Source organism: Streptomyces sp. NPDC002896 (assembly GCF_040295225.1).
In the GTDB taxonomy this organism is placed as follows: Bacteria; Actinomycetota; Actinomycetes; order Streptomycetales; family Streptomycetaceae; genus Streptomyces.
Genome location: NZ_JBEOVA010000005.1, coordinates 286638 through 300976, shown reverse-complemented (window position 1 = coordinate 300976; position 14339 = coordinate 286638). Strand labels below are relative to the sequence as shown.

The following is a 14339-nucleotide window of genomic DNA, read 5'->3' as shown; positions in this document are numbered from 1 at the left end:
GGTCCTGCCGGGTCCGTCTCAGGTACTACGGAGGAGTTTCGGGCACGGCGCGCGCCCACAGCCGGCGGCGCCCGGCCGCGCGTTCACCACGCCAGCTGCGCGATCTCCTCCGCCACCACGGCGCACGCGTCCGCCGCCGGATCGATGAGCGGGAAGTGCCCCACGCCCTCAAGCAACGTCAGCCCCACCACTTCGCCCGCCTTCGCCGCTGCGTCCGCGTACGACTCGGCGACCTGCTGGGGCACGTCGATGTCGCCCCGGCCCTGGACGAGCGTGGTGGCGATCCCCGTGGGCAGCAGCGCGACAGGATCGGCGTACGGCAGCCGTTCCGCGAACGTCTCGTCCCCACCGAGGAGTTGCTCCACCGCTCCCGAGCACACGTCCAGCTTGCGGGCGACCGCGAAGTCGGCGATCGGTGCGAGCGCGACGACCCCGCGCAGCAGCGCGGGCCGCGCGGTCCGCCACGGCGCGTCCTCGGGGAGAAGATGGCGCGCGGCGGCCCACAGCGCGAGATGTCCGCCCGCGGAGTGGCCCGTGACGACGGTGCGGCGCGCATCGGCCTGCGGCAGCACCTCGCGTACGAGCGCGGGCAGCGCGTCGAGCGCGGCGGCGACGTCGTCGAAGGTCTCCGGCCAGCGCCCTGCGACGGGCCCTTCGCCGCCCTGCGCGGGGATCAGGCTGCCCCGCCGGTACTCGACGTTGGCCACGGCGAAGCCCCGGCGGGCCAGGAAGTCCGCGAAGGGCGTGATGTGCCCCCGGTCGTACGGGGCGCGCCAGGCGCCGCCGTGCAGGACGACGACGAGCGGTGCCGACGGGGCCCCGTCCCGGGGTGCGTAGAGGTCGATCACCTGGTCGGGATGGTCGCCGTAGGTGACGGTGGCGTCCGGCGGGACGGCGGGATGCGAGAAGGCCGACTCCTCTTCCGCGGCACTGCGCGCGGCGTCCTCCGACATGATCCAACCTCTCAGCGCTCCGGCGGTTGGCCGGGACATTATCAGCGCCACGGCCCACCGCCGCGCCACCCCCGTTGCGGACAGGCGCCCTGTCGGAGCCGCTGCCCTGGAGCGGCTGCCCTAGAGCAACTGCCCGCAACGGGCGCCGCTCAGCCCAGCACCTCCCCCAGCACCCGAGCCGCCCTCTCCACATCCGCGAAGCCCACGTACAGCGGTGTGAAGCCGAACCGCAGGATGTCCGGCGCCCGGTAGTCGCCGATGACCCCGCGCTCGATGAGCTGCCGCATCACGTCACCCGCACGCGCACACCGCAGCGCGACCTGGCTGCCGCGTTCCGCGTGAGCCGAGGGCGTGACCGACTCGACGAGCCCCTGAGGGACGTACGCGTCCACGCACTCCAGGAAGAAGTCCGTCAGCGCGAGCGACTTCGCCCGGACCGCCTTGACCGAGACTCCCTCCCAGACCTCGAGCGCCGCCTCCAGGGCGAGCATGGACAGGATGTCGGGGGTGCCGACCCGGCCGCGCACCACACCGGCTCCGGCCTCGTACTCGGGGCGCATCCCGAACGGCTCGGCGTGCGAGGTCCAGCCGGGCAGCGGCGAGTCGAAGCGCGGCTGGAGTTCCCTGCGCACGTACAGATACGCAGGGGAACCCGGCCCGCCGTTGAGGTACTTGTACGTGCAGCCGACAGCAAGGTCGACAGCGCCTGCGTCGAGCTCCACGGGCAGCGCGCCCGCGCTGTGGCACAGGTCCCACACGGCCAGGGCGCCCGCTGCATGCACGGCGGCGGTGAGTCCGGGCAGGTCGTGCAGCCTGCCCGTCCGGTAGTCGACGTGGTTGAGCAGCACGGCGGCCGTACGCGGACCGAGCACGCCCGGCACGTCGGCGGGGAGGACCGGAATGAGGCGGCACCCCGTCATCCGGGCCGCCGACTCGGCGATATAGCCGTCCGTCGGGAACGTCGAGGCGTCCACGACGATCTCGTCCCGCGGCGACGAACCACTCTCACCCGCCATACGCACAGCGGCCACCAGCGCCTTGAACACGTTGACGCTCGTGGAGTCGCCGACCACGATCTGCCCCGGCGCGGCCCCGACCAGCGGCGCGATACGGTCGCCGATCCGCTCCGGCGCCGTCCACCAGCCGCTCTCGTCCCAGGACCGGATGCGCAGCTCGCCCCACTGGCGGCGTACGACGTCCTCGACCCGCCCGGGCACTGCGCACGGCAGCGCACCCAGCGAGTTGCCGTCCAGATAGACGCCCGCGGCGCCGCCCGCATGATCAGATGCAGTGTCGAGCACGAACCGGTCGCGCAGCCCGGCCAGTTCGTCCGCGGCATCCAGCTTCGCCGCCAGCGCGGCCTTCGCCGCCTTCTCGTCGTACCTCTCCTCGGGCGTCTCAGACATGGCTGCGCGCCGTCCAGAGCTCGGGGAACACGTTCTTCGAGGCGCGCTTCTCCAGCCAGGCCACGCCCGCGGAGCCGCCGGTGCCGGTCTTGGCTCCCATGGCCCTGCGGGTGGCGACGAGATGGTCGTTGCGCCAGCGCCACACCAGTTCGGCGACATCGGTGAGGGCCTCGCCGAGCCGTACGAGCTCCGCGTCCTGCTCACCGCGGTACAGCTCGGTCCACACCGCCTCGACCCCGGCCGACGGCTCGTACCGCAGCGCGAGGTCCCGCTCCAGGACCTCCGCCGGGATCGCGTACCCGCGGCGCGCCAGCAGCCGCAGCACCTCGTCGTACAGGCTCGGCTGCTGCAGCGCCTTCTCCAGCTCGGCGTGCACACGCGGCGCGCCCCGGTGCGGGACCAGCATGGACGCGGCCTTCTCGCCGAGCAGGAACTCCATCCGCCGGTACATCGCGGACTGGAATCCGGAGCCCTCGCCGAGGGCCGACCGGTACGAGTTGAACTGTGCGGGGGTCAGCCCGGCGAGCGGCGTCCAGGAGGCGTTGAGGGCCTCCAGCTCGCGTACGGACCTCTTGAGCGCCGCCAGCGCCACCGGCAGATCGTCCTCGCGCAGCGCCCGCGACGCCGTCTCCCACTCGTGGACGATGACCGTGAACCACAGCTCCATGACCTGGGTGGTCACCAGGAAGACCATCTCTCCCGGGTCGTCCGAGAGGGGGTGCTGGAGGTGGGTGAGGACGTCCGCCTGGACGTAGTCCTCGTACGGGGTGGTGCCTGCGAAGTCGAGGTTGGGGGTCTCGGGCTCGTGCGCCCCGTCCCCATGGATCACCTCGTGGGACATTTCTGTCTCCTGTGGACTCCAGGTAGCGGTCCGCCCCTGCCGTGCCGGCACGGGGGCCCCGGTCCCCACAGGCATTCTTTCGCAACGGCCCCCGGAGACGGCAAGACCCGCCTGGGTCACTTTGGCCAGACGGGTCTCAGGGGTACCGCGGGGCTCAGCTCAGCGTCTGGGCCGCCGTCGGCGAGGAGTCCTTCAGGAACTGGGAGCAGCGCTCGTACTCCTCCTGCTCGCCGATCGCCTGCGCGGCGCGGGCGAGGGCGTGCAGGGCACGCAGGAAGCCGCGGTTCGGCTCGTGCTCCCACGGCACCGGGCCGTGGCCCTTCCAGCCGCTGCGGCGCAGCGCGTCCAGCCCCCGGTGGTAACCGGTGCGTGCATACGCGTACGACTCGACGACACGGCCGCCCTGGAACGCGTCGTCGGCCAGCTGAGCCCAGGCCAGCGACGATGTCGGGTGCTTCGCGGCTACGTCGGCCGGCGCCGCCCCGCTCGCCAGGAGCTCACGGGGCTCCGGGTCGTCGGGCAGATGGGTCGGGGGCGGTCCCCCGAGCAGATTCTCGTGAATGGCCATGGCCCCAGTCTGCCTTGCCGCGCAGACGGGCCCGGCACCCCTGGGGGGTGCCGGGCCCGGATACGCACAGGCAGCCGAAGACTCAGCCGGTCATGCAGGCTGTTACTTCAGCTTGGTGCCGGCGGAGCGCAGGTTGGCGCAGGCCTCGCTGACGCGCTTGGCCATGCCTGCCTCGGCGGACTTGCCCCAGGTACGCGGGTCGTAGGTCTTCTTGGAGCCGACCTCGCCGTCGACCTTCAGCACGCCGTCGTAGTTCTTGAACATGTGGTCCGCGACCGGGCGGGTGAAGGCGTACTGGGTGTCGGTGTCGAGGTTCATCTTCACGACGCCGTTCTCCAGGGCAGTGGCGATCTCCTCGGCCGTGGAGCCGGAACCGCCGTGGAAGACGAAGTCGAACGGGTCCTGCTTGCCGAACTTCGCGGCGACGCCGGCCTGCAGGTCCTTGAGCAGCTCGGGGCGGAGCACGACGTTGCCCGGCTTGTAGACGCCGTGGACGTTGCCGAAGGAGGCGGCCAGCAGGTAGCGGCCCTTCTCACCCAGGCCGAGCGCCTCGGCGGTGCGGATCGCGTCCTCGACGGTGGTGTACAGCTCGTCGTTGATCTCGTGGGTGACGCCGTCCTCCTCACCGCCGGTGGGGGTGATCTCCACCTCGAGGATGATCTTGGCGGCGGCGGCCTTGGCGAGCAGCTCCTGGGCGATGGCCAGGTTGTCGGCGAGGGTCTCGGCGGAGCCGTCCCACATGTGCGACTGGAAGAGCGGGTTCTGACCGGCCTTGACGCGCTCGGCGGAGATCTCGAGCAGCGGGCGGACATAGCCGTCCAGCTTGTCCTTCGGGCAGTGGTCGGTGTGCAGCGCGACGGTGATGTCGTACTTCTTGGCGACGACGTGCGCGAACTCGGCGAGCGCGACCGCGCCGGTCACCATGTCCTTGCTGTACTGGCCGCCCAGGAACTCCGCGCCACCGGTGGAGATCTGGATGATGCCGTCGCTCTCCGCCTCCGCGAAGCCGCGCAGCGCCGCGTGCAGGGTCTGCGAGGAGGTCACATTGATGGCCGGGTAGGCGAACTTGCCTGCCTTCGCCCGGTCGAGCATCTCGGTGTAGACCTCGGGGGTTGCGATGGGCATCTGTCCGCTCCTTGTGATGTGCGGGTCGGCTTGCTTCGGAGCCCTGACCTAGGGGGCGACGTCATCGTCGTGGCACATCTTTCCAGACCTGGCGGATTCCTCCAGCCACGGACGGGACCTTCTACGCGCAAAGGGCGGAAGGTTTCACGTGAAACCCCCCGCCCTCCAACAAAGCCGCAGGTCAGAGACCTAATGACGGACCTCCGCCACCGCGTCACGAATTGACGTCGACTGCATGCATTCCGTAGTGGCCGGTCGGATCCGCCCTCAGTCGAGCCCCAGCTCGTCCTTGGAGAAGGCGAAGAGATACGGCACACCGGCGCCCTCGGAGATCTTCTCGGCGGCCCCGGTCGCGCGGTCGACGATCGTCGCGACGGCGACCACCTCGGCACCGGCCGCCCGGACCGCTTCGACGGCGGTGAGCGGCGAGCCGCCGGTCGTCGACGTGTCCTCGACGACGAGGACGCGGCGGCCCTTGATCTCCGGACCCTCGACCTGCCGCTGCATGCCGTGGGCCTTGGCGGCCTTGCGCACGACGAACGCGTCGAGGGTCTTTCCACGGGCGGCGGCCGCGTGCAGCATCGACGCGGCGACCGGGTCGGCGCCCATGGTGAGGCCGCCGACCGCGTCGTACTCGAGCTCGGCGGTCAGGTCGAGCATGACCTGACCGACCAGGGGTGCGGCGACGCCGTCAAGGGTGACCCGGCGCAGGTCCACGTAGTAGTCGGCCTCAAGACCCGAGGAGAGGGTCACCTTGCCGTGCACCACGGCCTTGTCCTTGATCTGCTGCAGCAGCGCGCCGCGTACGTCACTCATGCCTGTCAGCTTAAAGGCGCCGCCAGGTCCAGGTCGTCGCCGTCTCCAGCGGCTCGAGAGGGGTGACGAAGCGCGGGGCCGAGTTGAGGCCGTCGGGGGGCCCGGTCTGCGGCTCCACGCACACGGCCTCCTTCTGCTCGTCGTAGACGACGACCCACTGCTCGCGGCTCTTGACGTTCAGCTCCAGCTGCCCGGGCCAGGTCAGGGTGACATCGACGCCGTCGGGCATCCCGAAGCAGTCGTCCCAGGGACCCGGCCGCGGGGCGATCCGCCGCCCGGTCGGCAGATGATCGCTGCCGCGCTCCTCCTGCCACGCCGGCGCGTAGTCCAGGCGCACGTCCTCGCCGCCCAGATTGCGGTTGAACCAGGGGTGCCAGCCGGCCTGGGCCGGGAAGGTGGACTCGTACGTCTCGACGGACATGGTCAGCGTCAGCGCGTCCTCCGCCAGCTCGACGACCTGGGTGAGGCGCGCCGGGTAGGGCCAGGGGTCCGTGAGGTCGTACGTGAACACGGCCGACGACTCCTCCACGCGGCCCGTGCGCCACTTGCCGTCGCGGGCCGTGCCGTGGATGGCGTGCGGTGCGGCGTTGAGCGGCATCTGGTGGACGACGGCTCCGTCCCGGAAGCGGCCGTTCCTGATCCGGCCGCACCACGGGACCATGGGGAAGCAGCCGTAGCGGTCGCCCTGGCGCAGCAGTTCGATGCCGGCGGTCCGCAGACTTCCGAGTCGGCAGCCGTTGGCAGGCTGCACGGTCACCTCCGCGTTGCCCGCGGTCAGCGTGATGTCTCCACTACTCACGTTGCCGACCCTACGCGCCGTCCCGGCGCGAGCTCCGGGGCCCCGGCGGGGCCGCGCCACAGGTACGACGCGAGGGCGCCCGCCGTCGTGGGTTGCGCCCACCCTCCCCCAGTTAACGCTGGGAGGCGCCCCAGCCCTGCGGAACGCCTGCCCGCAACGGCCACAAAGAGGAGATCAGCCCCGGCGCCGTCGCAGCGCCCGGCCCACGACGATCGCCGAGGCGACGACGAGCGCCGCGGCCGGCGCCACCCACCGCAACGTAGCCGTCGTGGAGATCGACTCCGGCGCCGGCACAGGCGCGTACCGCCCGCGCGGCGGCGCATGGTCAACCTCCTCCGCGCTGCGCCCGATCATCGTCCGACGCGCATGCGCGGCCTCCGCCGGAGGCTCGGCCCCCGGCACCTCCTCGTCCTCCGCGAAGGGATCCAGCGACGACGGCGGCACCTCGGGCTCGAAGACCGACACTCCGGGCTCCGCAGGCTCTGAGGACTCAGCCTCCGTGGGCCCGGCCTCCGCGGGCCCGGCCTCCGCGGGCCCGGCCTCCGCGGGCCCGGCCTCCGCCGGCTCAGCCTCCACTGGCTCGGCCGGCCTCGCACCCTCGGAGTCCGAGGCGTCCTCAACCACTTCCGAACCGGCGCCGGGCCCGGCCCCCGCCGCCAATCCCTCCCCGAACCGGTTCAGCAGCCGCCGCACCCCCGACTCCACCGACTCGGGGCTGAGTTCGGCGGCGCGGCCGTCCGCGGTCGCGGTCGCGCTGAACGCGAGCGTCGTGCCCTCGTCCGTGGGGGTGAGGCCAAGCGTCAGGGCGAGTTTGATGCCGCCAGTGCCCCGGGCCTCCGTGGCCTCGCCCTCGACGGCGTACGACCCGTCGGCCTGCCCGCTGAGCCGCAGCGCACCGCGGTACGTGATCGTGTGGCCGCCGATGCGGACCTTGAGGCGGCCGGACACGGGCGGCTCCCCCGCATCCTGTTGGAGCCCGGGGACCGCGCGGGCGACCCGCACGGGGTCCTCCAGCACCTCCCGCAGAGGCTCCACCGGAACCGGAACGAACACCTCATGCTCCATGCCGCCGAGCCTACTCACGACAACCGCCCCCTGTACCTGCGTCCGCGCAGAAGTCCCACACATTGCGAACCGAGCAACGCCGGCAGACCCAGCGCCCCACCGCCCCAGCGAATGCAGCAACCCCGGCGAAGCCACCGCCCCACAGACCCCGGCCCCTCAGTTCCCCGCCCCATACCGCGGATGCACCAACGTCGAAGGCGGCAGCCCCGCCAGCCGCGCCCGCCCGAGCTCCCGCGCACCCGTGTCCAGCACGGACTGGGTGAGCGAGTGGGGCGGTGGCCCCGCCGGGTCGAGCGCCAGAAGCGGCCGCGTACGGCCGGCCAGCACGAACGCCCAGTCGTGCGGCGCACGCGAACCACTCGACACACGATCGAGCAGGGAAGCGGAACGGGTGAGCCGCCCCTCCACGCGGTACGGCGCGGTCCGCAGCCCGGCGGAGCGGACGGTCGCCTCGACCGTCCAGAAGACGCGAGGGCGGGAGCTCGCGGAGCCTGCGTGGACCACGAGCCGCCCGTCGTCGGCCAGCACCCGCGAGACCAGCCCGTAGAACTCCTGGGAGTAGAGCTTCGCGCTCCTCGTGAGAGCGGGATCGGGCAGATCCGAGATCACCACGTCGTACGTATGGTCCATGCCGCGCAGCCGATGGAAGGCACCGCCGCCGATGACGTTCACCCGAGGATCCCGGTACACGTGCCCGTTCAGCGCGCTGAGCGCCGGATCGGTGCGTGCCAGCCGCACGACGCCCGCGTCGAGTTCGACCACGTCCACCCGCCGCACCCCGCTGTACCGCAGCACTTCGCGGGCCGCGAGGCCGTCGCCTCCGCCGAGGATGAGCACGTGCGCGTGCGGGCCGTTCATCGCGGGCTGGACCAGCGCCTCGTGATAGCGGCGCTCGTCGAGGCTGCTCATCTGCAGCCGCCCATCGAAGAAAAGATCCACAGAACCGTTCCTGCCAGCGGTGAGAACGATCTCCTGTTCGTCGGTCCGGACGACGGCCCGGACGTGCGGACCGTACATGGCCTCCCGTGCCGCCTGCTCGAAGTCGTCGACGAGGGCGACACCCGTGGCGAGCAGGGCGAGCACAGCCGCGTTGACGGCGATCAGCGTGCGCCGGCTGCGCACCGACAGGTCCCGCCGGAACAGGCCGAGTACCAGCGCGGCGCCCGTGAGCGCATTGACCGCGCCGGTGAGCAGCGCACCCGTCAACTGCCCGTACAGCGGGAGGAGAAGGAACGGGAAGGCGAGCCCCCCGATCAGCGCACCCACATAGTCGGCGGCGAAGAGATCGGCGACCGCGCCTCCTGCGTCCTGCCGACGGATGCGCTGGATCAGCACCATCAGCAGCGGCACTTCGGCGCCGATGAGCACGCCGATGACCAGTGAGAGCGCCACCAGCAGATACCGAGGTCCGCCGGCCCAGGCTCCCCCGAGGGATCCGGTCCAGGCGAAGACCGCATACAACGCCATCGCGCTGCACCCGCCGACGAGCGCGAGCACCGCCTCGACCGCGCCGAATCCGGCCGCCGCCCTGCACCGCAGCCGCTTGGCGGCGAGCGATCCGATCCCCATGGCGAAGACCATCACGGACAGGACGACCGAGGTCTGGGTGACCGAGTCGCCTGTCAAGTACGTCGCGATGGCGACCAGTTCGAGTTCGTATACAAGACCGCAGGCCGCACAGATGAAGGCGCCGAGGAGAACGAAGAACCGTCCAGTCTCGGAGCGCACGGGCAGGGGCGCCGGTCTCTCCCTGCTCCTGGACGGCGGGGAGCCCGTCGGTGCGGCGCGCGCTGATGTATCCACCACGCTGCGAACGCTACGTCACCGCACGGCAGCGTCCAGTCACCCACACGCGTGGAAACTGGTGCGCCGAACGCATACTCGGCTACATCTCAACGCACTTTCCCCAGAAGGGCGTTCACCACACACGGACACAACAGACCGACAACGGCATAGCGGACATAACACACCGAAAACGGCACGCCGATCACAAAAAGAGGCGGTCACAACGGGGCGGGGACAACGGAGCGGTCACAACAGGGCAGTCACAACGGGGGACACAACGGGGTGGTCGTCACAGCACGGCCGGCACCCTGACTCCCACGCGCGTACGGGTCGCCACAAGCTGCCCCTCCTGCGGGTACGCATGCCACGTACGCCAGTGCACCTGCCCCTCGTTGCGCTGGGCCAGCATCGCGGTGAACGCGTAGGGACTGCCGGGGAAGACGCCCGCCAGGCCGTTCGGATGGTCGGCGACCAGCGCGAGGAGCTCCTGTGCGCGTCCGGCGAAGGAGCCCGGTGAGAGCGTCTCGACGCGCGCCGCGAACTCGTACTCCCAGTCGCCGACGCGCTTGGCGACCCCGAGCGGCAGCGGCGTGCTGCTGCCCGGGATGCAGGCGACGGTCTCCGAGCAGGTGCCGTGCTCCTCCTCCAGGAGCACCTGGTGGGACGCGCCGAGGAGCCTCAACTGCAAATTTGCGCCTGGGAGTTCGACGTCGAGAGTGGCGAGCGCGGGGAGCGGCTCCCTTCCGAGTGCCCAGGCGAGGTCGGCCGCGCGCGTGTCGGTATAGGCGGTGTTGAGGGTGGTGAGCATGGGGGCTCCGCATAAACACGCAAAAGAGGGGGAGGCCGGCGCGCCCCCGGAAGACACCAGGAGATCTGCCCGGTCGGACACCGGGCGATCGGTGCGCCGACTCGTGCCCACGAGAAGGTCCCCCGAGGGCTGCGTTGACGGTCACGGAAAGCTGTGTTGACTGTTAAGAGCGGCTATGTTGACGGTTAAAAGGAAATCATGAACAACAGCGGTGTCACAGCGCTTTTACCCAACTTGGCAAGCTTTCCATCCCCGCGAGGGCTCCACTGCTCACCTGTTCAACTGCATAGCGCCCGCAGGGGACTTGCCCTGCGGGCGCTGTTCTGCCAGGGAGACCGAACCGCTGCTGGCGCCGAACCGGCGTCGTACGGACGGGTGTGTCACGTACGGGTGTAGCGCGCTCCAGTTGTCCTGGAACCGTCAGTTCGCGCGTCCGGCTTCGCCACCGTGTGTAGCGCGCTCCAGTCACCGCGCGTCGCCGGGCTCCGCACTTCTGTGTAGCGCGCTCCAGTGACCCCGTGCGGTGACCGGTCGCGTCAGGAGCCGCCTCCGCAGCCTCCGCCGCCGCCACCACCGCCGCCACACGAAGAGCCACCCCCGCACGACGAGCTGCTGCTGCAGGACGAAGACCCGCCGGGGTCCACGCCCCCGGCGGCCCACCAGCCACCGTCCGACGAACCCCGCGCACGCGAACCCCGTGCGGCCTTCCGTCCGGCCCTTCTGTTGTCGCCCTTCGTCGCCGCCACGAGCATCAGAATGATCGCGAAAACGACCACTGCCGCCAGGATGATGCCTACTGCCATGGCTGCATCCCTCCTTTCGTTCCCCCGAAGCAGGCCCCCCGTGGACCCTCGCTTCCTGCGTGGCTTGGGGATGCCCCCGGCCTTGCGGGGCCAAAGCAGAGTTGAGGAAGTCCAGAGCTTCGGCGCAGGATGGCCGCCATGACCTCCTCTTCCGGCTCCCCCGCCGCCTCCGGCACGGAACGGCGCCCCCTGCTCAACCGCCGTCTCGCCGAGTTCGGTACGACGATCTTCGCGGAGATGTCCGCGCTCGCCGTACGGACCGGCTCGATCAACCTCGGCCAGGGCTTCCCCGACACCGACGGCCCGGAGGAGGTCCGCGAGGCCGCGGTCAGGGCGCTGCGCGACGGGCGCGGCAACCAGTACCCGCCGGGCCCGGGCGTGCCGGAGCTGCGCCAGGCCGTCGCCGCGCACCAGCAGCGCCGGTACGGGCTGTCGTACGACCCGGACACCGAGGTCCTCGTCACGGCGGGCGCGACGGAGGCGATCGCGGCCTCGCTCCTTGCGCTGCTGGAGCCCGGCGACGAGGTGGTGGCGCTCGAGCCGTACTACGACTCGTACGCCGCGTGCATCGCGATGGCAGGCGGCACCCGCGTGCCCGTCACGCTGCGCCCGCACGAGGAGCCGTATCCGAGCCCCCACGGTGACCCGGGCGACGCGGACGCCGTGCACAGGCGGTTCCGGCTGGACCTCGACGAGCTGCGCGACGCGGTCACGGCCCGCACGCGCCTGCTGCTGATCAACACTCCGCACAACCCGACCGGCACGGTGCTCACCCGCGAGGAGCTCACCGCGATCGCGGAGCTGGCCGTGGAGCGAGACCTCCTCGTCGTCACGGACGAGGTGTACGAGCATCTGGTCTTCGACGACGCGGAGCACATCCCGCTGGCCACGTTCCCGGGGATGCGTGAGCGGACGGTCACCATCGGTTCTGCGGGCAAGACGTTCTCGTTCACCGGCTGGAAGGTCGGCTGGGTGACGGCCCCGGCGGAGCTGGTGACCGCGGTCCGCTCGGCCAAGCAGTTCCTGACGTACGTCTCGTCCGGACCGTTCCAGTACGCGGTGGCCGAGGCGCTCGCGCTTCCCGACACGTACTTCGAGAGCTTCCGCCGCGACATGCAGGAGAAGCGCGACCTGCTCAGCGAGGGGCTGGCGGAGGCGGGGTTCGCGGTCTACCGGCCGGCCGGAACGTACTTCGTGACGACCGACATCCGGCCGCTCGGCGAGTCCGACGGCTTCGCGTTCTGCCGGGCGCTACCGGAGCGCGCCGGTGTCGTCGCCATCCCCAACGCCGTGTTCTACGACCACCGGGCCGCGGGAGCGCCCTTCGTCCGCTTCGCGTTCTGCAAGCAGAAGGAGGTCCTGGAGGAGGCCGTGAAGCGCCTCAGGGCGTAGGCGGTCGGCCGCGCACCCGACTGGGGGATTTCCGCTCGCGCTGGCGTGTCGGTGGACAGAGGGTGCGGATGTGACCTTCCCGCGCACTGTTGCCCCTGCTCCGCTCGAGGCGGCCGGTACCGCGAGTTGTGCCCACCCGGGCCTCCACCAGCGCCTCAGGCGCCTGGTGGGACCCCGGACGGAACGCCTCATGGCGACGGCGGCCACGGCTCTCGGGCTCTTCGTCGCTGCCCGGCTGTGCGGCGTTTTCGTCCTCGCGGCCGCCGCGCATCTCACCGGGAAGAGCACGTTCGCGCTGCTGGGACGGTCCTGGGACTCCCTGTGGTACCTCGGGATCGCCGTCCACGGGTACGGCCGCACCCTGCACTTCGAGCCGGGTGTCATCCACAGCGACCTGGCGTTCTTCCCGCTCTACCCCGGCCTCGTGCGGATGGTCACCGCCGTCGTCCCGGTCAGCGGGGGCGCCGCCGGACTGCTGGTGTCCTGGACGGCCGCCATGGCCGCCGCATGGGGCATGTACCGGATCGGGGTGCTGCTGCACGGACACGGCGTAGCCACCCTGCTGGTCCTTCTGTGGGGCCTGCTCCCCCACTCGGTCGTCCTCTCCATGGCCTACACCGAGCCGGTGCTCACCGCCTTCGCCGCCTGGTCGCTGTACGCGGTACTCACCGGGCGCTGGCTGTGGGCGGGGGTGCTGGCGGCGCTCGCCGGGGCCTCGCGTCCCAACGGGTTCGCGGTGGCCGCCGCGGTCGTCGCCGCGGCCGGGTGCGAGGTGTGGAAGCGCCGCGGCCGCGTTCCCCACAGCCTGTGGACGGGCGCCGCGCTCGCTCCGGTCGGCTGGTGCGCCTTCGTCCTGTGGGTCGGATTTCGCAAGGGGGATCCGCTCGGCGGCTACTTCGCGGTGCAGCGCGGCTGGGGTTCGCGCTTCGACTTCGGTGCCGACTCGCTTCTGTTCGTCAGGCATCTGCTGCTCGAAGGCGACCGGCTGGTCTTCCCCATGACGATGGTGATCGTCGCGGCCGGCGTGCTCCTGTACGCGCTGCTGATCGCCGACCGCGCACCGCTTCCGCTGCTCGTCCACAGCGGCGCCCTGCTGCTGATCACCATCGCCGGCTCGGGGTTCTTCGAGTCCAAGCCGCGCTTCCTGCTGCCTGCGTTCCCGCTGCTGCTGCCGCTCGCGTGCGCGCTCGCACGGACGGCGAGAGCCCGGCCGCTGCACGCCGTCCTGGTGGTCGGCGCCCTGGCCGGGCTCTCGATGGCGTACGGCGCGTATCTGGTCGCGATCGCCCATACCCCTCTGTGACGCGAGCGTGGTCTACTCGTCGTCCTCGTCTTCGGGCTTCTCGGTGTTGTCGATCTCCTTCTCGAGCCCCAGCTGCTCGACGAGCCAGCGGTCGAACTCGATGGCGGCCCGCACCCAGCTGACGGTCGACGACACGAAGTGCTCCAGGCTGACACCGGTGCCGACCAGCATCTGCGCCTCGCCGATGAGACGGACCGTGCCGTCGTCGTGCGTGTGGGTGTAGACCTTGGGCCACAGGGTGCGGCGGTTCCAGTCGTCGATGGACTCGAGCAGCTGCGGCTTCTCGTCGATCTGGTGCGGCCGGTCGTAGAACGTACGCACAGAGAAAACCTGCTGGTCGCCCTCGCCGCGGAACATGAAATACGTACGGAACTGCTCCCACGGCGCCGCGAGGTCACCCTCGTCGTCGACGACGTACTTCAGCTCCATCTGCTCCAGGAGCTGCTTCACGAGGTCCTGATCCGGGACGACGGGGCCCGCCGGTCCTTGGGGCTGTTGCGGCCCCGGCTGGCCCCCGAAGTTCGGAATCGAGGACGGGTCGATGCTCACCGTGTTTTTCCCTTCGTACGGATCTCGCCATCCTCCCTCAGGAGGGGCGGGGCATGGCAAGCCCCGCCCCCGGTGGTTCGGGTATCCGTGGCCGGATTCCGCTCAGAGCGTCCCGCCGGTGACCTG

General features: G+C 71.0%; 13 protein-coding genes. 2 read left to right on the top strand and 11 right to left on the bottom strand.

Annotation, left to right across the window (positions count from 1 at the left end; translation table 11 throughout):
- Positions 1 to 83: 83 nt before the first annotated feature.
- The 10 genes from ABT009_RS10830 to ABT009_RS10785 form a co-directional block, all read right to left on the bottom strand.
- Positions 84 to 953 (bottom strand): alpha/beta hydrolase, encoded by an 870-nt coding sequence (locus tag ABT009_RS10830; protein ID WP_351291842.1) that lies wholly within the window; start codon positions 951 to 953, stop codon positions 84 to 86.
- Between the two features lie 149 nt (positions 954 to 1102).
- Positions 1103 to 2359, bottom strand: a complete 1257-nt coding sequence (gene kynU, locus ABT009_RS10825) for a kynureninase (RefSeq protein WP_351291840.1) — start codon at positions 2357 to 2359, stop codon at positions 1103 to 1105.
- Positions 2352 to 3200, bottom strand: a complete 849-nt coding sequence (locus tag ABT009_RS10820; protein ID WP_351291838.1) for a tryptophan 2,3-dioxygenase — start codon at positions 3198 to 3200, stop codon at positions 2352 to 2354. Before ABT009_RS10820 ends, kynU begins: the two co-directional genes overlap by 8 nt.
- 154 nt (positions 3201 to 3354) lie before the next feature.
- Positions 3355 to 3768 carry a DUF3151 domain-containing protein gene (locus ABT009_RS10815; protein ID WP_351291836.1) on the bottom strand — a complete coding sequence of 138 codons (414 nt, stop codon included), beginning with the start codon at positions 3766 to 3768 and terminating at the stop codon, positions 3355 to 3357.
- A 102-nt stretch (positions 3769 to 3870) separates the two neighbouring features.
- Entirely contained in the window at positions 3871 to 4893 is a 1023-nt protein-coding gene (fbaA, locus tag ABT009_RS10810) for a class II fructose-bisphosphate aldolase (RefSeq protein WP_351291834.1), read from the bottom strand.
- Positions 4894 to 5160: 267 nt separating this feature from the next.
- Positions 5161 to 5709: an orotate phosphoribosyltransferase gene (gene pyrE, locus ABT009_RS10805; RefSeq protein ID WP_351291832.1), complete on the bottom strand. Its 549-nt coding sequence runs from the start codon at positions 5707 to 5709 to the stop codon at positions 5161 to 5163.
- A gap of 10 nt (positions 5710 to 5719) precedes the next feature.
- Entirely contained in the window at positions 5720 to 6508 is a 789-nt protein-coding gene (locus tag ABT009_RS10800; RefSeq protein ID WP_351291830.1) for an aldose epimerase family protein, read from the bottom strand.
- Between the two features lie 174 nt (positions 6509 to 6682).
- Positions 6683 to 7573, bottom strand: coding sequence for an SRPBCC domain-containing protein (locus tag ABT009_RS10795; RefSeq protein ID WP_351291828.1), 891 nt, complete (start codon positions 7571 to 7573; stop codon positions 6683 to 6685).
- A 156-nt stretch (positions 7574 to 7729) separates the two neighbouring features.
- A complete protein-coding gene (locus tag ABT009_RS10790; RefSeq protein ID WP_351291826.1) occupies positions 7730 to 9379 on the bottom strand; it encodes a polyamine aminopropyltransferase in 1650 nt (549 codons plus the stop codon).
- A gap of 268 nt (positions 9380 to 9647) precedes the next feature.
- On the bottom strand, positions 9648 to 10166 hold the full coding sequence (locus ABT009_RS10785; RefSeq protein WP_351291824.1) for a DUF2617 family protein: 519 nt from the start codon (positions 10164 to 10166) through the stop codon (positions 9648 to 9650).
- Positions 10167 to 11098: 932 nt separating this feature from the next.
- Between ABT009_RS10785 and ABT009_RS10780 the strand changes: the two genes are divergently transcribed.
- Both ABT009_RS10780 and ABT009_RS10775 read left to right on the top strand, forming a co-directional pair.
- The gene (locus tag ABT009_RS10780; RefSeq protein ID WP_351291822.1) at positions 11099 to 12361 is read left to right on the top strand and encodes a pyridoxal phosphate-dependent aminotransferase; all 1263 of its coding nucleotides are present in this window, start codon (positions 11099 to 11101) and stop codon (positions 12359 to 12361) included.
- Positions 12362 to 12551: 190 nt separating this feature from the next.
- The gene (locus ABT009_RS10775) at positions 12552 to 13664 is read left to right on the top strand and encodes a putative hexosyltransferase (RefSeq protein ID WP_351291820.1); all 1113 of its coding nucleotides are present in this window, start codon (positions 12552 to 12554) and stop codon (positions 13662 to 13664) included.
- A gap of 12 nt (positions 13665 to 13676) precedes the next feature.
- Here the strand turns inward: ABT009_RS10775 and ABT009_RS10770 are convergent, their stop codons facing one another.
- A complete protein-coding gene (locus ABT009_RS10770; RefSeq protein ID WP_351291818.1) occupies positions 13677 to 14213 on the bottom strand; it encodes a YbjN domain-containing protein in 537 nt (178 codons plus the stop codon).
- Positions 14214 to 14339 lie beyond the last annotated feature (126 nt).